The 20519-nt window shown below is 68.7% G+C and carries 8 protein-coding genes, 3 rRNA genes and 1 pseudogene; 8 read left to right on the forward strand and 4 right to left on the reverse strand.

Going from position 1 to position 20519, the window contains the following annotated elements; all coding sequences use genetic code 11:
- Positions 1-54 precede the first annotated feature (54 nt).
- Positions 55-1503 (reverse strand): hypothetical protein, encoded by a 1449-nt coding sequence (locus CPH93_RS18490; RefSeq protein WP_006604728.1) that lies wholly within the window; start codon positions 1501-1503, stop codon positions 55-57.
- Between the two features lie 804 nt (positions 1504-2307).
- Here CPH93_RS18490 and CPH93_RS18495 point away from each other — a divergent pair.
- Positions 2308-4392, forward strand: a complete 2085-nt coding sequence (locus CPH93_RS18495) for an asparagine synthase-related protein (protein ID WP_093483925.1) — start codon at positions 2308-2310, stop codon at positions 4390-4392.
- A 145-nt stretch (positions 4393-4537) separates the two neighbouring features.
- Here CPH93_RS18495 and CPH93_RS18500 read toward each other — a convergent pair whose 3' ends face one another.
- A complete protein-coding gene (locus CPH93_RS18500) occupies positions 4538-6517 on the reverse strand; it encodes a sigma-70 family RNA polymerase sigma factor (RefSeq protein WP_231976887.1) in 1980 nt (659 codons plus the stop codon).
- A 332-nt stretch (positions 6518-6849) separates the two neighbouring features.
- Positions 6850-7692 carry a TetR/AcrR family transcriptional regulator gene (locus CPH93_RS18505; protein WP_096213497.1) on the reverse strand — a complete coding sequence of 281 codons (843 nt, stop codon included), beginning with the start codon at positions 7690-7692 and terminating at the stop codon, positions 6850-6852.
- Positions 7693-8175: 483 nt separating this feature from the next.
- Between CPH93_RS18505 and CPH93_RS18510 the strand changes: the two genes are divergently transcribed.
- Positions 8176-9555 (forward strand): NAD(P)/FAD-dependent oxidoreductase, encoded by a 1380-nt coding sequence (locus CPH93_RS18510; protein WP_093488841.1) that lies wholly within the window; start codon positions 8176-8178, stop codon positions 9553-9555.
- Positions 9556-9866: 311 nt separating this feature from the next.
- Positions 9867-11702 (forward strand): ATP-binding SpoIIE family protein phosphatase, encoded by a 1836-nt coding sequence (locus tag CPH93_RS18515; RefSeq protein ID WP_093483923.1) that lies wholly within the window; start codon positions 9867-9869, stop codon positions 11700-11702.
- Between the two features lie 114 nt (positions 11703-11816).
- Here CPH93_RS18515 and CPH93_RS18520 read toward each other — a convergent pair whose 3' ends face one another.
- Positions 11817-13148: an MFS transporter gene (locus tag CPH93_RS18520; protein ID WP_093483922.1), complete on the reverse strand. Its 1332-nt coding sequence runs from the start codon at positions 13146-13148 to the stop codon at positions 11817-11819.
- A 178-nt stretch (positions 13149-13326) separates the two neighbouring features.
- Between CPH93_RS18520 and CPH93_RS18525 the strand changes: the two genes are divergently transcribed.
- From CPH93_RS18525 to CPH93_RS18550, 5 genes and pseudogenes are all read left to right on the forward strand, one after another.
- A complete protein-coding gene (locus tag CPH93_RS18525) occupies positions 13327-13887 on the forward strand; it encodes a MarR family winged helix-turn-helix transcriptional regulator (protein WP_093483921.1) in 561 nt (186 codons plus the stop codon).
- Positions 13888-14601: 714 nt separating this feature from the next.
- Positions 14602-16128: ribosomal RNA gene (locus CPH93_RS18535) — 16S ribosomal RNA — on the forward strand.
- A 301-nt stretch (positions 16129-16429) separates the two neighbouring features.
- Positions 16430-19551, forward strand: a 23S ribosomal RNA gene (locus CPH93_RS18540).
- A gap of 73 nt (positions 19552-19624) precedes the next feature.
- Positions 19625-19741 (forward strand): 5S ribosomal RNA (gene rrf / locus CPH93_RS18545).
- Together the 16S, 23S and 5S rRNA genes form the textbook arrangement of a ribosomal RNA operon.
- A gap of 132 nt (positions 19742-19873) precedes the next feature.
- A pseudogene (locus CPH93_RS18550) lies at positions 19874-20496 on the forward strand (HAD family hydrolase).
- Positions 20497-20519 lie beyond the last annotated feature (23 nt).

A 20519-nucleotide genomic window follows, 5' to 3' on the forward strand; every position in this document is an offset into this window, starting at 1 on the left:
GGGCAACCTCCGGCCCGGCCCCTACGCCCCCAGCCGTCCTGATCCGCCCCCCTCCTAAGCCGGCGCCGCCAGCAGCGGTCTCGCCCGCTCGCGCAACTCCACCACGCGGGGCTCGTCGCCGTACGGCTCCAGGCGGTGCAGCAGGTCGCGGACGTACTCGGTGGTGCGGGCGGAGGAGATCCGGCCCGCCACCTCGACCGCGCGGGTGCCCGCCGCGCAGGCCGCGTCCAGGTTGCCGGACTCCAGTTCGGCGACCGCGGACACCACCAGGCGCAGCCCGTGGGAGCGGACGAATTCCTCGGTGGGGCGGGACAGCGCCTGCTCCGTGAAGCGGCGCACCTGGCGGGGCAGCCGCAGATCGCGGTAGCACTCGGCGGCATCGGCCGCGAAGCGTTCGTACGAGTAGAAGTCCAGCCACGACGGGTCGGGGTCGCCGCTGCGGGAGCGCTCCAGCCAGCCCTCGGACGCCTTCAGCGCCACCTCGCAGGCGCGCGCCTCGCCGGCCTTGGCCTGCGCGCGGGCTTCCACCAGGCGGAAGAAGCTCATGGTGCGGGCCGTGGCCAGGCCGCGGTTGCGTTCCAGGGCGGCCTGGGCGAGGTCGACGCCCTCGTCGGCGAAGCCGCGGTAGGTCGCCTGGAGGGACATCGAGGCGAGGACATAGCCGCCCAGGGGGACGTCGGCGGCCGCCCGGGCGAGCCGCAGCGCCTGGATGTAGTAGCGCTGGGCGGCCTCCTGCTGGCCCGTGTCGAAGGCCATCCACCCCGCTAGCCGGGTGAGTTCGGAGGTCGCCCCGAAGAGCGCCCGGCCCACCTCGTCGCTGTACGAGGCGAGGAGCAGCGGTGCCGCGTCCACCCGCAGGCACTCCGGCACCATGGAGGAACGCCAGTCCCCGCCGCCGTACTTGGAGTCCCAGCGGCGCGCGTCCTCGGCCGCCTCGCGCAGCTTGCTGACGTCGCTGTGGCCGACGTGCTGCGGGATACCGGCGTCGCCGGCCGCCGCGGCGTCCTTGTCGCGCGCCTCGGCCGCCTCCCGCGCGACCGAACTGTCGGCCGGGGATATCAGCCAGCGCGAGGCGGGGGTGGCGTACGCGCTGACGGCGAAGGATCCGGCCAGGCTCTGCCAGATGCCGCCCCCGCCGGCCCGCCGCCCGGCCAGATCGAGACGGTACAACTCGGTCGCGGAGCGCACCGCGGCGCCCACGTCACGGGGAAATGCCAGGCCCACCTCGGGCGCCGGGTCCGCGTCGGCCAGCCCGATCTCGTGCAGCGGGACGGGCCGCCCGAGCTTGCTGCCGATCGCGGACGCGATCAGATGGGGCGCGGCGCCCTGCGGCACCATGCCCTTGGAGACCCACCGCGCCACCGACGTCTTGTCATAACGAAGCGTCAGTCCGCGCTGCGCACCGAGGTCGTTGACCCGGCGGGCGAGTCCGGCATTGCTGATACCCGCGAGGGCGAGAACAGTGCCGAGCTTTTCGTTCGGCCCGCGTATATCCCTGGACATGCGCACCCCTCGACACAGCGACGGCCGCCCCGGTACCCCGGGGCATGCGTCCACCCAGAGTAGTTCGCCGGATCCTGACCGTTAAGAGCCGGTGTCCCGGATGGCGAGATTCATGTTCAAACAGGGGTGCGGGAATTGGCATGTGCTCCGGGTACGTGTGCCCGTGCGCCCGTCCGTGCGCGCTGGCCGGGCGTCGCGGGGAGCGCTTCCATGTCTTCTGCGTGGGTCGGCCCGCTGCACTGGATCCAGTGGGCTGGGGGATACCGTCACCTCATTCCCCGCGGGTGACGGTCCGGTCCGGGGGGCGCAGCCCGCCTCCCGGACCGTCGCACAGGCCGGCCGCCCGGCCGGCCGGGGTACCGGTTGACATCACGCCCGAATGTGTCAACTGGGCTGTACGGAGCGGACTTTGGCCGAAAGTCCACGGGTGGTGATTTCGCGCCGCCGCACATTCGGGGGTTGCCCCGGGGGCCACACGGGGGGCCTCCCGGGGCCGGGGCGGCACCGCGCACCCGAGGGTGTGTGCGGACCGGCCCGGGTGGCCGTTCCGCCGCCGCCTTCCGCCTCGTCCGCTCCCGCCGTTCGCGGCGCGCCCGCGGTGGGCCGGTGCCGCCCCCGTGGGCCCGCCGGCGGCCCTCCGGGGGCAGCGCGCCGCGAACCGCCCGTATACAGGCCCGCCTCAACACCTCCCCTGCGCCGCTGTCATGGCAGCATGGTCGGCACAACAGCCCGGCGGTGGCCGGGCCATCCGCTGTACGGGGCGGCCGTTGGCCCCGGCGGACGGGGAATCGGGTGGAGGCGGCAATGCGCTGGTTGGTGGGGTGGAGCAGTGCCGCCACGGGGCCGGTGCCGGGTGCGGAGAGCCGCGCGGTCCTTCCCGTGGGCGCCCAGCTGCTGTGGGGCGACCCCGATCCCCTCTGGGCGGTCGGCGACTGGCGGGCGGACGAGGTCCGGGTCGTCCAGGCCGATCCCGAGACCCGGCTCGCGGTCTTCGGTGCCTGCGGAGCCACCGACGACCAGCTGCGGGTGGGGCTGTTCGCGGCCCGCGGGGGCGCGCTGCGCCATCTCACCGCCTGGCCCGGCAGCTACACCGCCGTCGTCCAGATAGGGCGGCGGATCACCGTCACCGGAGACCTGGCGGGGGCCCGCCCCGTCTTTCACACCCGCTGGGCCGGCGGCACCGCTTATGCCACCGCCGCCCTGCCCCTCGCCGACCTCGTCGAGGCCACTCTCGACATCGGCCATCTGGCGGCGCTGCTGGCCTGCCCGGACGTCCCGGAGGCGCTCGGCGACGGCACGCCGTACGAAGGGGTCCGCCGGATCCCGCCCGGCCACGCCCTGGTGCTGCGCGGCGGCGCCAGCGACATCACCTCCTTCGAGCCGACCGTCTCGCTCGCCGTCGCGGCGCCCCCGCTCGCCCCGGAACAGGCCGTGGACGGCGTCCGCGACGCCCTGGTCGAAGCCGTCCGCGCGCGGCTGGCCGGGCCCCGGCACGTCCCCGACCCGGACGGTCCCGACGGCCTCGACCCCGGCCCGGTGCCGGGCATGGGGCCCGCGGAGCGGCGCGCGGCACGTGGTGCACCGGCCCCCGGCATCGGCGCCGACCTCTCCGGAGGCAGCGCCTCCGGAACCCTCGCCCTACTTGCCGCCGGGCTCCCCGGCCGGCCCGGACGGCTGGGCGGCCACGGCGAACGCCTCCTGGCCGTCACCTTCAACGACCGTGCCACCAACGGTGGGGCGGACTCCCGCGAAGCCGAGTTGGAGCGCGCCCGCACCCTTGCCGACAATCCGCGGCTGCACCATGTCGTCGTCGCGGCCGGCGAAGAGGCCCTCCCGTATGCGGACCTCGAAAGCGGCCCGCTCACGGACGAGCCGGGTCCCTCCCTCATCACCGCGAGCCGCCACCGCCGACGGCTGCTGGCCGGCAGCGCGGACCACTTCGTCGGGCACGGCGCCCGCCAGGTCCTCGACGCCCACCCGGCCCGGCTCGCCGACCTCCTCCTGGACCGCCGCCGACGCCATCTGCTGCGCCCGGTCACCGCGCTGGCCAAGGCGGACGGCTCCACCGCGCAGTCCGTCCTCGTCCCGTTCACCGTCTACCGCGCCGCCCGCAGGCTCGCCCGTACGCCGTACGCCACCGGTATCGCCGACACGGCACGCCGCCTCCTGGAGCGGCAGTTCGCCGACGAGCCGGTGGGCGGCGGTGCCGTGGACGCCTCGCTGGCGGCGCTCGCCTGGTGCCGCCCGGGGCCCGCGGCGCGCTGGCTCACGGGGGAGGCGCTGGCAGAAGTATCGGTTCGGCTCAGCGAGGCGGTGCACCGCGCGCCCGGCGTGAGCCGCCCCGGGGAGCGCCGCGCCCGTGCCGCGCTGGCCCGTCAGGCGGCGGACCACCGCGTCTTCGAGCAGGCCGCCGAGGTCCGCAGCCAGCGGCTGCACGCCCCTTTCCTCGACAACCAGGTGGTGCTCGCGTGCCGCGCCCTGCCGGACACCCTGCGGGTGCAGCCGGAGGCGCGGGCCACCGTGCTGCGCTCCGTACTGGCCGGGGCCGGCGTACGGGATCTGCCGTCCGGCTGGGGCGCCGCCTCGCACCTCACCCATGCGGCAGAGGTACGCGCCGGGCTGCGCGGCGCCATAGGGGAGCTGGTGCGGCTCTTCGACGCGCCGCTGCTGGCCGACGCGGGGCTGGTGGAGGCGCGGGTGGTCCGCAAGGCGCTGCGGGACGCGGCGGACGGGGCGGCGCTGCCCATGGACGGGCTGGCCGAGCTGGTCTCCACGGAGTTGTGGCTGCGGCGGCTGGTGACCCGGAGGGGGACGTGCTGGACGGGGGCGGGGGCGCCGCGCCAGAAGGCGGTCGCGGGCGGAGTGGTTCCCAGGGCGCGACTGTCCTGAGCCGGGGCGTGGCCGTTGCCGGGTGACTCCGGATCAGCAGCCGTGGTGGGCACCGGCTCACGGCGGCCAGGAGGCGGGGAGCCCGCCAACTCCTCGTGGCAGGCCCGCCCGGAGCAGGCCGCGGCGCCCGCTCAACGACAGCTGATCAACGACAGCTGATCGTCGACTGCGCCCAGTCCCCGAGCGCCACCGCACCGGGCCCCGCCGGCTCGGTCACCAGCTGCAACGTGCGGTGGCCCGCCAGCGGGAGATGCACCGGAACCCCGGCCTCCGTGCCGTGCATGGCCGGCGAACGCCACAGCCGCACCCCGTCCGCGTAGACCGAGAAGCGCAGCGCCCCCGGTCCCATGCTCAGATCGTCGACGCCCACGACGGCGTCGTACGCGGTGCACGGACGGTTGAGGTCGATGGTCACCGAGGACAGCGCGGGCACGCTCACCCCGTGCGCATACGTCGTGCCGCCGATCGCCGGCGCCCGCCGCGGCCACATCCAGCCGCTCCCGGTGCGCACCTCCGGCTTGCTGCCGTCCCCCATGAAGTCATGGCTCAGCTCATTGAGTTGATACGTCGTCAGCGCGGGGAGCGGCGGTTTCGGGGACGGCTTCGGCGGGGTGGGGCTGGGGGCCGGCCGCGTGGGAGCGGGGTCCGCCGGGGGCGAGGGCCGGGCCGGGGTGGGCGGCGGCTTCTGCGGGGCCGCCGGGGCCGAGGAGGACGGTGCCGGCTGCTTCTTGTGCGCCGGCTTCTGCTGGTGCGGGGGAGCCGGCTTCGCGGGCGGCTCCGGGGCGGCAGCGGCCCCGGTCGGCCGCCCCGGGTGTGACGGCGCGGGCGCCGGCTTCTGCGGCGCGGCCGGGGCCGGCCGGGCGGACCGGGCCTGCGGTTCCGCCGCCCGGTGCGGCAAACCGGTCAGCGACAGCGCAAGCACCGTGCCCGCCACCGCCGCCGCCCCGACCCCGAGACCGACCGCCAGCGAGGCACTCAGCCCGTTGCCCGCGGCAGCACCACCGGCAGCGCCGGAACCTCCTGACGCACCCGACCCGCCCCCGGCGAGACCGGCCGCCGTCGCCGCTCCCGCCCCTGCGGCTCCTGCCACGGCCGCCTTGACGGCGTACCCGGCGGCCAGCCAGCCGATGACAGCGACCGGCAGCAGCGCGCCGATCCGCTGATTGACGTCCTCGACCTCCAGCGCGGCCAGCCGGCACCGGGCGCAGTCCGCCAGATGTCTGCGCAGCCCCCGCTCGGCCCGCATCCGCAGCCCGCCGCGGGCGTACGCACCGAGCCGGTCGGCGTACCGGGCGCAGTCGCCGCCGGCGGTAAGCGACTGGCTGACGTGCGCCTGCAGATAGGCCTGCTTGAGGCCCTCCCGGGCGCGATGCGCCAATACGGCGGTGGCGTTCGCGGTCAGCCCGAGCAGCGGGGCGACCTCGCTCGGTGACTCGTCCTCGACCGCGGTGTGCCACAGCACCGTCTGATAGCGCTCCGGGAGGCTGCGGAAGGCCTGGACGGCCATCGACTGCTCGGCCTCCTGCATGGCGCGCACGTCCGCGCCCGGGGCCACGGTCTTCTCCTCCCCCGGGGAGCCGGCCGCGGACACCGCGAACACCGCGAAGTCCTCGACCAGTTGCTCCCTGCGGGCGGTCTTCGCCCAGGAGGCGGCGACCCGGCGCAGGGTTGTCAGCAGGTAGGCCCGCACCGCCGTATCCGGGCCCGCACCGCCGCGCACCGCCTGCAGCGTGCGGGCGAAGACCTCGCCGGTCAGATCCTCCGCGGTGTCCGCGTCCCGGCAGCAGCCGCGGGCATAGCCCCGGACCGCGGGGGCGTGCCGGCGGTACATCTCCTCGTACGCACTGTCGTCACCGGCCCGCAGATCGGCGAGCAACTGGGCGTCGGAGGGCGGAAGTTCACCACCTTCCGGGCCGGTTTCCGGTCCCTTGCGGCCGTCGCGGCGCCATTGCCGCGGTACGACGTGCGCCGCGCTCCTGGAGGCGTCGGCGCGAGGTATCCGACCGGCCCTCTCCCCAGGGCCCCACGGCCCGCTCGGGCCAGGGACCTGCCCGGCCGACGCCTCCTCGTGCGCGCCCACCCCTGAACCCCCGTCGTGCCGCTCGTCCCGCCCGTCCACGCCCATTGCCGAGGCTCCCGAAGCCGCCGTCCCACCCGTATCCCGCTATACCGCGCAAGCGTGCCACATGGAGCCCCTGTCGTTGAGGGCTGCGACCGCTTGTATTCCTCCGGGGCGCCAGGGCGGACGACCGCACGGGCGTTCACTCGTACGGGCGATCGTGCGCAGACGGACCACACTGCGTGCGGATCCCGTACGGACCCTCTCTCTCGCGCACCCCGCAGGCGCCCCGAAGGGCGCGGAGACGGGCCGTCGCGGTCTTTGCACCGTTCCGCGACCGAGCGCCGTCCGGCGGACCCGGCGATCGGGCCCCACCGGACGGCGCCGGCCGGCGGAACTCACCGCTCCTGGCGCGAGCGCAGCCCCTCCAGCAGGATTTCCAGCAGCCGCGCGGAGGCGGCCTGCTGATGGCTGGGGTCGGGCAGCGCCGGCGCACCCGTGGCGATGACTAAGAGGACATCGGCGACCGTCACATCGGCGCGCAGCTCCCCGGCCGTCTTGGCGCGCTCCACCAGCCGCCCGACGACCTCCAGCAGCGCATCGGCGCCCGTCGTCTCCGCCACCGCGGCCGCTTCGTCCTCCGCGGCCTCGCGCGCGTCGGCCGCCCGGTGATCGACGGGCACTCCGTCGCTCCCGGGCGCCACCCGCTGCAGCGGCACCCGCGCCTCGCTCAGACCGTCCGGCAGCCGCGGCTCGTCCGCGCCGTGCACCGCCGGCTGTGCGGGCCGCCCGGTGTCCGCGTCCACCCGCAGGATGCCCGGCGGCAGCAGCCGTCCGGCTCCCGAGGCGACCGAGGTCCGCAGGAAGCGCGAGAGCGCCGACCACGGATCGTCCTCCTGGCCCAGCGCCGTACGCGCCTGGTCCGTCAGCCGTGCGGTCTCCTCTTCCGCTATCCGGCGGACGAGCACGTCCTTGCTGGGGAACCGGCGGTAGACCGTGCCGACTCCCACGCGGGCCCGCCGGGCCACGTCCTCCATGGGCGCGCCGTACCCCAGCTCGCCGAACACCTCGCGCGCGGCCCGCAGCACGTGTTCCAGATTGCGCTGTGCGTCCACCCGCAGCGGCGTGCTCCGGGCGCCCGTTGCCGCACCGGCCCGGTGGGTCACGCCGGTGCCGTTGCCGTTCTCGTTGGTCCTGCTGTGTGCGCCACTGCTCCCGGCGCCGTCCGTGGCATGGGCCATCGCGACGGTGGTCGGCCATTGAGAGCCATGAGTGTGCATAGTGATCCCCCGGTAATGACGTCTCCCCCCGGAGACTCCCCGCCCTGACACGTCAGGGCGTACCGATGACAGGGTGCACCCCAACGAGATACGAACATAGTTGAGCTGGGGTCAAGAATGAAGGGGGGTTCCGCACAATGCACCCCCGATCGGCCCAAGGGGCCTGATCCGCCCGGATTTCGCCCCTGCTTGTCCTCCGTTACGCACCCCCTGACCAGCGCACCTCGCCGCACGCGCGCGGAATGAGCCGTTCCGTCCACCGGGTCGCGCCCGGTCACGCATTTCGCCGGGCCTGTGGACAAAGGCGCTCCGGCGATGCGTCATGGAACAGTGCTGTGCCTTTCCGGGGGTGCAGCTCCCGATGGTGGAGCGCCGCCGGCCGGCCTCCGCAATCGGTGATGCCCCGGGCCTGGTCGACACCGCGAGGAGAACCCTGTGAAGGCTGTGTCTTCGAACAACGTGACGCGCATTCTCGTTGTCGGCGGTGGCTATGTGGGGATGTACACCGCCCTGCGGCTGCAGCGGAAGCTGAAGCAGGAGCTGCAACAGGGCACCGTCGAGGTGATCGTGATCGACCCGGATCCCTACATGACTTATCAGCCATTCCTGCCCGAGGCCGCGGCCGGCTCGATCTCCCCGCGCCATGTCGTCGTACCGCTGCGCCGGGTGCTGTCGCAGTGCAAGGTCGTCATCGGCGAGGTCACCGCCATCGACCACAGCGACCGCCGGGCCACCATCACCACCCTGGCCGCGGAGGAGACCGGCAACGGCGCCATCGAGGTGGTCTACGACGAGCTCGTCCTCGCCCCCGGCTCGGTCTCGCGCACCCTGCCCGTCCCGGGCCTGGCCGAGGTCGGCATCGGATTCAAGACCGTCGAAGAGGCCATCGGCCTGCGCAACCACGTCCTCGGCCAGCTCGACATCGCCTCCTCCACCCGCGACCCCGCGGTCCGCGACGCCGCGCTGACCTTCGTCTTCGTCGGCGGCGGCTACGCGGGCGTGGAGGCGCTGGCCGAATTGGAGGACATGGCCCGCTACGCCGTCCGCTACTACCACAACATCAAGCCCGAGGACATGAAGTGGATCCTGGTCGAGGCCACCGGCCGCATCCTCCCCGAAGTGGGCCCGGAAATGGGCCGTTACGCCGTACGTGAGCTGCGCGCCCGCAACATCGACGTCCGGCTGGAGACCCGGCTGGAGTCCTGTGAGAAGCGGGTCGCCGTCCTCAGCGACGGCTCCCGCTTCCCGACCCGGACCCTGGTGTGGACCGCGGGCGTCAAACCGCACCCCATCCTGGCCGCCTGCAAACTGCCGCTGGCCGCCCACGGCCGGCTCCAGTGCACCCCCGCGCTCCAGGTGGACGGCGTCGAACATGCCTGGTCCGCCGGGGACGCGGCCGCGGTCCCGGATCTGACGGCCGAGCCGCCTGCCGATTCCGATGCGCCCCGCCCGGTGTGCGCGCCCAATGCTCAGCACGCCCTCCGGCAGGCCAAGGTGCTCGCCGAGAACATCGCCTCGGCGGTGCGCGGCGGCCCGATCGTGGACTACCGGCACAAATACGCCGGGTCGGTGGCCTCGCTGGGCTTGCACAAGGGCGTCGCGCACATCTACGGGCGCAAGCTGAAGGGCTACCCGGCGTGGTTCATGCACCGCGCCTACCACCTCAGCCGGGTGCCGACCTTCAACCGCAAGGCCCGGGTGCTCGCCGAATGGACCCTCGCGGGCCTGTTCAAGCGCGAGATCGTCTCGCTCGGCTCGCTGGAGAACCCGCGCGCCGAATTCGAACTCGCCGCCGGCACGGGCCGGCACAACGAGGCCAGTTGACGCGCCGTACGCCCACACGAGTTGATCTGCCGTCATCCCTGCGACGACCGGATGCCGTGGAGTACGGAACTCCACAGGGGCACCCGGGAGCCTGACGGATGTCCGTCCGGTCGGCCACACTGGACGTGTGACCATGGGTGGGCTCGTATCTGCAAAGAGTGACAATCACGAGGATTCTGGACGTTTGCTGCATTCCGCAAAAGGGCGCCGAGAGTGCCCCCAGCCGACCCTCCCCCGGCCCCCGGCCGGGAGGCTCCGCCCTGCCGACGGCCCGATCCCGCGCGACAACGCGAAGTAAGAGGTACCCCTCCGTGATCTTCACGCGCTGGAGCGCCAAACTCCCCGGCACACAGCGGCGCGCCGCCGCACGGTCCGACCGCGCCACCCCGCGCCCCGCATCCGGTCCGCCGGCCGCCCCGTCCGCCGCGGCGCCGTCCGCCGTGCCCGCGGCGCCGGACGACACACCGGCCGCGCCCACGGGCGCCACCACCGGCTCGGTCCCCGCCGCCCGCGCCGAGCACGCCGATCCGGCGCCCTGCCGGGACCTCACCCCCGAGGCCCTGCCGCCCACCGTCGACGCCCTGTCCGTCCACGGCATCCTCGGCTCCATCCCCGCGCTCGTCGCCGTCGTCTACGGTCCCGAGCACCGCCTCGCCTACGTCAACGGCGCCTACGCCCACGTCTTCGGCCCCCGACCGGCCGGCCACACCGCCCGCGAAGCCCTCCCCGAGCTCGATGAACTGGGCCTGCTGCCCCTGATGGACCAGGTCCTGCGCAGCGGCAGACCGCGCACGGTCAAATCCCGCAAGGTCCCCGCCGGCCCGGGCGGCGACCGCTCCCGCGACGCGTACTACACCTTCACCTGCACCCCGATCGAGGTCGCCGCGAGCGGCCCGGCGCCCGATCCCGAGGTCGCCTGCATCGCCCCGCACAAGGGCGTCCTGGTCTTCGGCGCCGAGGTCACCGACCAGATCGAGTCCGCCGAGCGGCTGCGCGCCAGCGAGGCCCGCCAGCGCGAGGCCGCGGTCACCCTCCAACGCTCCCTGCTGCCCCAGGAACTGGAGCAGCCCGACGACCTGAGGGTGGCCGCCACCTACCAGCCCGGCGGCACGGACGCCGCGGTCGGCGGCGACTGGTACGACGTCATCACCCTCGGCGCCGGCCGTACGGCCCTGGTCATCGGCGATGTCATGGGCCGCGGGGTGCGCGCCGCCGCCGTCATGGGCCAGCTGCGCACCGCCGTCCGCGCCTACGCCCGCCTCGACCTCCCGCCCCACGAGGTCATCCAGCTCCTGGACGGCCTGGCCGCCGAGATCGACGCCAGCCAGATCGCCACCTGCGTCTACGCCGTCCACGACCCGAACGAGGGCCGGCTGGTCTACTCCTCGGCCGGCCATCTGCCCATCCTCGTCCGCGACCCGGACGGCACGGTCCGACGCGCCGCCGAGCCCACCGGACCGCCGCTGGGCACCGGCGGTTGGCTGCACACCTCGGGCTCCGTCCCGCTAGGCCCCGGCAGCAGCGCCGTCCTCTACACCGACGGCCTGGTGGAGCGCCGTGACAAGGACATCGACGACGGCGTCGAGGCCCTGGAGCGCGCCTTCGCCGGTGCCGCCGGCGCGCCCGACATCGTCTGCGACCGCCTGCTGCGCTCCCTGGGCATCACGGCCGCGCACGACGACGACGTCGCCATCCTCGTCCTCCAGCACCCGGAGCGGACCGGCCACGACGCCGAGCTGTTCCACAACGCCGCCCTCGAACTCCACGGCGGCACCGAAGCGGCCCCGCGCGCCCGCGCCTTCGCCTCCGGTGTCCTCGCCTCCTGGCGCTTCTCACCCGAGCTGCACGACCTCGGCGTGCTGGCCGCCAGCGAACTGGTCGCCAACTCCCTCCAGCACGGCACCCCGCCCATGCGGCTCCGCCTGCGACGTACGGACCGCCGTCTGATCGTCGAGGTCACCGACGGCGACGACCATCTGCCGCGCCGCCGCCGCGCCGAACCGGCCGACGAGGCCGGCCGGGGCATCTCCATCGTCGCCACCATCGCCTCGTCCTGGGGCTCCCGCCGCACCCCGGGCGGCGGCAAGGCCGTCTGGTGCGAATTCGCCCTGCCGCACGGCCAGGCGCACGGTCCGGCGGGCGGCTGATCAGGGCGGATCGCCGTTACGGGTACGCGATTCGGGCGCGCGAAAGGCGGGCCGCTACGGGTACGCGAAAGGCGGGGCAGGGCACCTCAGCGCCCCGCCCCGCCTCGCCCGGCCTCATACGGCCGCGGCCACCGATCCGGTCGTCTCCATCGATCCGGCCGTTTCCACCGACTCGGTCACCTCCGCACGAGGTGCGGGCACTGCGGCCACCGCCCGGTGCGGGTTGTCCTGCCCCGGCTGCAGCATCCGCCCCAGCCACAACGACAGCGCGGTGATCCCCAGCGCACACACCACCAGCATCGCGATGTACGCCCCGTACATCCCGTGGCCCACCATCAAGGCCCCCACCGCCGGCCCAACCGCCAGCGCCAGCTGCTTGACCAGGGCAAATGCCGAGTTGTACTGGCCTATCAGGGAAGCCGGCGCCAGATCGGCCACCAGCGGGGCCACCGTCGGCGACAGCATCGACTCACCTATACCGAACAGCGCATACGTCGAGATCAGCAGCGTCGTCGCCACCACCTGCGCGCCGTGCACCAGCCCGGACAGACCGGCCGCCAGCCACGCCACCGTCCAGACCATCCCGACCAGCGCCATCACCCGGCTGCGCCGCCGCCGCTCGACCAGCTTGAGCACCACGAACTGCGCCGCCACTATCGCTGCCGTATTGGCCGCCAGTGCAATACCCAGGCTCGCCGGCGGAATCCGGGTGACCTCGGTCGCATACGCGGCCAGCCCCGACTCGAACTGTCCGTAGCAGGCGAAGAACAGCACGAACCCCAGCACGCACAGCCACACCATCCGCCGGTCGGCGAACATCGCCCGCCAGGCACCCTTGGCCCGCTCCTCGGTGGGGACGGCGTCCTCCACCTTCGGCGTCCGCGGCAGCCGTACGCTCGCCACCGCCGCACCGAGCACCAGGAACATCACGGCCTCTATCGCGAACAGCCGCACGAAGCTGGCGGGGTGCGACTCGTCGACCAGCAGCCCGCCGACCAGCCCACCGACGCCCAGCCCCAGGTTGTTCAGGAAGAACTGGGTGGCGAACGCCCGCGACCGGGTCACCGTCGTCGAGCACCACACGATCATCGTCGCGAGCGCCGGCTGAATGACCGCGATGCCGGCACCGAGCGCAATGGCCGACGCCACGACCAGCGGTTCAGTGGCGGACAGCCCCAGCCCCAGGGCGCCGATGGCGGCCGAGACCGTCCCGATGACGGCCACCGGCAGCGGTCCGCGCCGGTCGATGGCACGACCGGTCAGCGGCAGAACGACGAGTGCGGCCACCGCCAGCATCGCCAGCACCACCCCGGCCGTATTCGCACCGAGATCCCGCACCTTCGCCACATAGACGTACAGATACGGAACGGTGAAGCCGTTGCCGAACGCGCTCAGCGCGTTCCCGAGCTGGATCCGGCGCAACGCGGCGCCCATCGCGGTGGTCACACTCACCTACCTAGGTCAGGTCATCAGACGGATAAGAGGGACGAACCGGCGAGCTGCGACAGGCGACAGGGCGAGACCGGACAGTCTCACCCTGAAGACTTCAACTCTAAAGTTCGAAGCTAAAGAGTACACGCCGAAGAACTTCAACGCCAATGACTTCCATGCCATACTGCGCCGCATGTCTGAGCCCTCCGATGCGGCCGCCGACGCAGCCGAGCCGAGCCTCAAGGAACAGATCGCGGCCTACCAGCGCGAATTCCAGGACCTCGACCCCCAGGTGGAGCAGGTCGTCTCCGCACTTCAGCGCCTCAACCGACGGATGAACGTCGCGTATGGACGGCAGACCGCCACCCTCGGCCTGAGCAACGCCGAGTGGGAGGTCCTCAAGGCCCTCGTCGTCTCGGGAGCCCCCTATCAACTGGGCCCCGGCGAGCTCGCCAAGCGCCTCGGCCTCACGCCGGCCGCCATGACCCACCGCATCGACCGCATGGCGAGCGAGGGTCTGGTCACCCGGGAGCGCGACGAAGCCAACCGCGTCCGCGTCATCGTCGAGCTGACCGGCGAGGGCCGCGAGAAGTGGCTCGAGGCGATGCGCCTGGCATCGGTCTTCGAGGAGGACCTCCTCCAGGACCTCAACAGCGAGGAGCGTCAACTCCTCGGCCAGGTGCTGACCCGTCTGCTGCGCCGCGTCGAGGACGCTCAGCCGGACGCCGACGGGCGTCTGAGTGACCTTGACTGACGCGAGTTGACACGGTCCTGCCCCATCCGTAGTGTTCTCCGAGTTGCCACAGAGCCGGAACGGTTCTGCGGTAGCCATCCCGCCGCTTCGCGGCACACCACTACTGCACGGCCCCTCAACGGGACCTATTTCGGCATGCCGAAATTCGGACCGTGACGTGATTATGCGTCAGCGAGGAATTCCGCTAAAGTAGTGATCACGCCGAAAGGCGCGAACAACCCCCCTCCGACGGGGAATCGGAAACAAATTCGGACCGGCAACGGAACGAAACGGATCTGATAGAGTCGGAAAGGCCGAAAAGCGAAAGCCAAACGGCCGAGCCCCCTCCAACAGGGCGCCGGACACGGAAACGGATCTGGTAAGGTTGGAAACGCGAAGAAGCCGAAAGGCCGAAACGCACCGGCGAAAATCGGGCCCGCAAGGATCTGATAGAGTCGGAAACGCAAGACCGAAGGGAAGCGCCCGGAGGGCCTGGTGAAACAGGCACAAAGGAAGCGTCCGTTCCTTGAGAACTCAACAGCGTGCCAAAAGTCAACGCCAGATATGTTGATACCCCGTCTACCGGAAACATCCGGTGACGAGGTTCCTTTGAAAGTCCATCCCGCCCATGTGGTGCGGATGGCACACACAGCGAGGACGCTGTGAACGACCGGACCTATTCCGTCTGGTTGTTCCACTCTTCTCGTGTGTGTTTCACCCGATTACGGGTAAACATTCACGGAGAGTTTGATCCTGGCTCAGGACGAACGCTGGCGGCGTGCTTAACACATGCAAGTCGAACGATGAAGCCCTTCGGGGTGGATTAGTGGCGAACGGGTGAGTAACACGTGGGCAATCTGCCCTTCACTCTGGGACAAGCCCTGGAAACGGGGTCTAATACCGGATACGACACACGACCGCATGGTCTGTGTGTGGAAAGCTCCGGCGGTGAAGGATGAGCCCGCGGCCTATCAGCTTGTTGGTGGGGTGATGGCCTACCAAGGCGACGACGGGTAGCCGGCCTGAGAGGGCGACCGGCCACACTGGGACTGAGACACGGCCCAGACTCCTACGGGAGGCAGCAGTGGGGAATATTGCACAATGGGCGAAAGCCTGATGCAGCGACGCCGCGTGAGGGATGACGGCCTTCGGGTTGTAAACCTCTTTCAGCAGGGAAGAAGCGAAAGTGACGGTACCTGCAGAAGAAGCGCCGGCTAACTACGTGCCAGCAGCCGCGGTAATACGTAGGGCGCAAGCGTTGTCCGGAATTATTGGGCGTAAAGAGCTCGTAGGCGGCTTGTCACGTCGGATGTGAAAGCCCGGGGCTTAACCCCGGGTCTGCATTCGATACGGGCAGGCTAGAGTTCGGTAGGGGAGATCGGAATTCCTGGTGTAGCGGTGAAATGCGCAGATATCAGGAGGAACACCGGTGGCGAAGGCGGATCTCTGGGCCGATACTGACGCTGAGGAGCGAAAGCGTGGGGAGCGAACAGGATTAGATACCCTGGTAGTCCACGCCGTAAACGTTGGGAACTAGGTGTGGGCGACATTCCACGTCGTCCGTGCCGCAGCTAACGCATTAAGTTCCCCGCCTGGGGAGTACGGCCGCAAGGCTAAAACTCAAAGGAATTGACGGGGGCCCGCACAAGCAGCGGAGCATGTGGCTTAATTCGACGCAACGCGAAGAACCTTACCAAGGCTTGACATACACCGGAAAACCCTGGAGACAGGGTCCCCCTTGTGGTCGGTGTACAGGTGGTGCATGGCTGTCGTCAGCTCGTGTCGTGAGATGTTGGGTTAAGTCCCGCAACGAGCGCAACCCTTGTTCTGTGTTGCCAGCATGCCCTTCGGGGTGATGGGGACTCACAGGAGACTGCCGGGGTCAACTCGGAGGAAGGTGGGGACGACGTCAAGTCATCATGCCCCTTATGTCTTGGGCTGCACACGTGCTACAATGGCCGGTACAATGAGCTGCGATACCGCGAGGTGGAGCGAATCTCAAAAAGCCGGTCTCAGTTCGGATTGGGGTCTGCAACTCGACCCCATGAAGTCGGAGTTGCTAGTAATCGCAGATCAGCATTGCTGCGGTGAATACGTTCCCGGGCCTTGTACACACCGCCCGTCACGTCACGAAAGTCGGTAACACCCGAAGCCGGTGGCCCAACCCCTTGTGGGAGGGAATCGTCGAAGGTGGGACTGGCGATTGGGACGAAGTCGTAACAAGGTAGCCGTACCGGAAGGTGCGGCTGGATCACCTCCTTTCTAAGGAGCACTTCTTACTCGGACTTGTCCGGGTCAGAGGCCAGTACATCAGCGAATGTCTGATGCTGGTTGCTCATGGGTGGAACGTTGACTATTCGGCGCACTTGATTGGTTGTCACTAGTACTGCTTCGGCGTGGAACGTGGTGATGGATCGGGTGGGCCGGGCACGCTGTTGGGTATCTGAGGGTGCGAGCGTTGCTCGCCCTTCGCGATGCCGGCCCCAGTGAACTCAGCCTTCGGGTTGGGGTGGTGGGTGGCTGGTCGTTGCTTGAGAACTGCACAGTGGACGCGAGCATCTGTGGCCAAGTTTTTAAGGGCGCACGGTGGATGCCTTGGCACCAGGAACCGATGAAGGACGTGGGAGGCCACGATAGGCCCCGGGGAGCTGTCAACCAAGCTTTGATCCGGGGGTGTCCGAATGGGGAAACCCGGCAGTCGTCATGGGCTGTCACCCGCTGCTGAACACATAGGCAGTGTGGAGGGAACGCGGGGAAGTGAAACATCTCAGTACCCGCAGGAAGAGAAAACAACCGTGATTCCGGGAGTAGTGGCGAGCGAAACCGGATGAGGCCAAACCAGTCACGTGTGATACCCGGCAGGGGTTGCGTGGTTGGGGTTGTGGGATCTCTCTTTCACAGTCTGCCGGCTGTGAGACGAGTCAGAAACCGTTGATGTAGGCGAAGGACATGCGAAAGGTCCGGCGTAGAGGGTAAGACCCCCGTAGCTGAAACATTAGCGGCTCGTTTGAGAGACACCCAAGTAGCACGGGGCCCGAGAAATCCCGTGTGAATCTGGCGGGACCACCCGTTAAGCCTAAATATTCCCTGGTGACCGATAGCGGATAGTACCGTGAGGGAATGGTGAAAAGTACCGCGGGAGCGGAGTGAAATAGTACCTGAAACCGTGTGCCTACAAGCCGTGGGAGCGTCGCTGTATGTGCTTGCACATGCAGTCGTGACTGCGTGCCTTTTGAAGAATGAGCCTGCGAGTTTGCGGTATGTTGCGAGGTTAACCCGTGTGGGGAAGCCGTAGCGAAAGCGAGTCCGAATAGGGCGTTGAGTAGCGTGCCCAAGACCCGAAGCGGAGTGATCTAGCCATGGGCAGGTTGAAGCGGAGGTAAGACTTCGTGGAGGACCGAACCCACCAGGGTTGAAAACCTGGGGGATGACCTGTGGTTAGGGGTGAAAGGCCAATCAAACTCCGTGATAGCTGGTTCTCCCCGAAATGCATTTAGGTGCAGCGTCGTGTGTTTCTTGCCGGAGGTAGAGCACTGGATAGGCGATGGGCCCTACCGGGTTACTGACCTTAGCCAAACTCCGAATGCCGGTAAGTGAGAGCGCGGCAGTGAGACTGTGGGGGATAAGCTCCATGGTCGAGAGGGAAACAGCCCAGAGCATCGACTAAGGCCCCTAAGCGTGTGCTAAGTGGGAAAGGATGTGGAGTCGCAGAGACAACCAGGAGGTTGGCTTAGAAGCAGCCACCCTTGAAAGAGTGCGTAATAGCTCACTGGTCAAGTGATTCCGCGCCGACAATGTAGCGGGGCTCAAGCACACCGCCGAAGTCGTGTCATTGCAGTAATACTCCCAACGGAGGCTGTGATGGGTAGGGGAGCGTCGTGTGCCGGGTGAAGCAGCCGTGGAAACGAGTTGTGGACGGTTCACGAGTGAGAATGCAGGCATGAGTAGCGATACACACGTGGGAAACGTGTGCGCCGATTGACTAAGGGTTCCTGGGTCAAGCTGATCTGCCCAGGGTAAGTCGGGACCTAAGGCGAGGCCGACAGGCGTAGTCGATGGACAACCGGTTGATATTCCGGTACCCGCTTTGAAACGCCCAGTATCGAATCCATTAATGCTAAGGCCGTGAAGCCGGCCTGGAGTCTTCGGACAAAGGGACGTGGTGGAGCCGCCGATCCAAGGTGGTAGTAGGTAAGCGATGGGGTGACGCAGGAAGGTAGTCCAGCCCGGGCGGTGGTTGTCCCGGGGTAAGGGTGTAGGCCGTGTGGTAGGTAAATCCGTCACACGTTAAGGCTGAGACCTGATGCCGAGCCGATTGTGGTGAAGTGGATGATCCTATGCTGTCGAGAAAAGCCTCTAGCGAGTTTCATGGCGGCCCGTACCCTAAACCGACTCAGGTGGTCAGGTAGAGAATACCGAGGCGTTCGGGTGAACTATGGTTAAGGAACTCGGCAAAATGCCCCCGTAACTTCGGGAGAAGGGGGGCCATTTCCGGTGATGAGACTTGCTCTCTGAGCTGGGGGTGGCCGCAGAGACCAGCGAGAAGCGACTGTTTACTAAAAACACAGGTCCGTGCGAAGCCGTAAGGCGATGTATACGGACTGACGCCTGCCCGGTGCTGGAACGTTAAGGGGACCGGTTAGTCGACCTTCGGGTCGGCGAAGCTGAGAACTTAAGCGCCAGTAAACGGCGGTGGTAACTATAACCATCCTAAGGTAGCGAAATTCCTTGTCGGGTAAGTTCCGACCTGCACGAATGGCGTAACGACTTCTCGACTGTCTCAACCATAGGCCCGGTGAAATTGCATTACGAGTAAAGATGCTCGTTTCGCGCAGCAGGACGGAAAGACCCCGGGACCTTTACTATAGCTTGATATTGGTGTTCGGTTCGGCTTGTGTAGGATAGGTGGGAGACTTTGAAGCGGCCACGCCAGTGGTTGTGGAGTCATTGTTGAAATACCACTCTGGTCGTGCTGGATGTCTAACCTGGGTCCGTGATCCGGATCAGGGACAGTGTCTGGTGGGTAGTTTAACTGGGGCGGTTGCCTCCTAAAGAGTAACGGAGGCGCCCAAAGGTTCCCTCAGCCTGGTTGGCAATCAGGTGTTGAGTGTAAGTGCACAAGGGAGCTTGACTGTGAGACTGACGGGTCGAGCAGGTACGAAAGTAGGGACTAGTGATCCGGCGGTGGCTTGTGGAAGCGCCGTCGCTCAACGGATAAAAGGTACCCCGGGGATAACAGGCTGATCTTCCCCAAGAGTCCATATCGACGGGATGGTTTGGCACCTCGATGTCGGCTCGTCGCATCCTGGGGCTGGAGTCGGTCCCAAGGGTTGGGCTGTTCGCCCATTAAAGCGGTACGCGAGCTGGGTTTAGAACGTCGTGAGACAGTTCGGTCCCTATCCGCTGTGCGCGTAGGAGTCTTGAGAAGGGCTGTCCCTAGTACGAGAGGACCGGGACGGACGAACCTCTGGTGTGCCAGTTGTCCTGCCAAGGGCATGGCTGGTTGGCTACGTTCGGAAAGGATAACCGCTGAAAGCATCTAAGCGGGAAGCCTGCTTCGAGATGAGGGCTCCCTCCCCCTTGAGGGGTTAAGGCTCCCAGTAGACGACTGGGTTGATAGGCCAGATATGGAAGCGCCGTAAGGTGTGGAGTTGACTGGTACTAATAGGCCGAGGGCTTGTCCTCAGTTGCTCGCGTCCACTGTGTAGGTTCTGAAGTAACGACCTGTGATTGCGCCGGGTTGTCATCTTCATAGTGTTTCGGTGGTCATAGCGTTAGGGAAACGCCCGGTTACATTCCGAACCCGGAAGCTAAGCCTTTCAGCGCCGATGGTACTGCAGGGGGGACCCTGTGGGAGAGTAGGACGCCGCCGAACAATCATTGTGGGAAAGCCCCGCACCGTATGGTGCGGGGCTTTTCTGCGTTCCGGGACAGAATCCGGGACAGAATTTGTGCCATGCGCCTGCGATCTGCCTGCGGGTCCGGGGAAGGTGCTTAAGGTCGGGGCATGCGATACGACCTGGTCATTTTCGACAACGACGGTGTGCTCGTCGACAGTGAATCCCTCTCCAACACCATCCTGGCCGGCTATCTGACCGAGCTCGGGCATCCCACGTCGTACGAGGAATCGATCGTATTCATGAGCTCGTCCTGGAGCGTACGGGCCGGCGGCTGCCCGAGGACTTCGACGAGGTTTTCCATGGCCGGGTCTTCGAGGCGTTCGAACGGGAGTTGCTGCCGGTGGCCGGGGTGACCGAGGTGCTGGAGAAGCTGGATGCGGGCGGCGTTCCGTATTGTGTCGGGTCCTCCGGCAGTCATGAGCGGATCAGCGTGGGGCACCGGAAGACGGGCCTGGAGCGGTGGTTCCCGGCGGGGCGTGTCTTCAGCGCGCAGGACGTGGGGCGGGGGAAGCCGGCGCCGGATCTCTTTCTGCATGCGGCCCGACAGATGGGCGTGGCGCCGGAGCGGTGTGCGGTGGTCGAGGACAGCCCGCTGGGGGTGCAGGCCGCGGTCGCCGCGGGGATGGACGTCTACGGGTTCACCGCGATGACGTCGGCGGAGAAACTGACCGAGGCCGGAGGCACCGTGCTGTTCAGCCAGATGGCGGAGCTGCCGGAGCTGTTGCGGTAGGCGTGCCGGCCGGCAGCCACCCG

This window comes from Streptomyces sp. 2323.1 (genome assembly GCF_900221035.1).
Lineage (GTDB): Bacteria > Actinomycetota > Actinomycetes > Streptomycetales > Streptomycetaceae > Streptomyces > Streptomyces sioyaensis.

Excerpts from the sequence above, each read along its gene's own strand:
- CPH93_RS18490 (WP_006604728.1), bottom strand. The coding sequence starts at position 1,503 with ATGTCCAGGGATATACGCGGGCCGAACGAAAAGCTCGGCACTGTTCTC.
- CPH93_RS18495 (WP_093483925.1), top strand. The coding sequence starts at position 2,308 with ATGCGCTGGTTGGTGGGGTGGAGCAGTGCCGCCACGGGGCCGGTGCCG.
- CPH93_RS18500 (WP_231976887.1), bottom strand. The coding sequence starts at position 6,517 with ATGGGCGTGGACGGGCGGGACGAGCGGCACGACGGGGGTTCAGGGGTG.
- CPH93_RS18505 (WP_096213497.1), bottom strand. The coding sequence starts at position 7,692 with ATGGCCCATGCCACGGACGGCGCCGGGAGCAGTGGCGCACACAGCAGG.
- CPH93_RS18525 (WP_093483921.1), top strand. The coding sequence starts at position 13,327 with ATGTCTGAGCCCTCCGATGCGGCCGCCGACGCAGCCGAGCCGAGCCTC.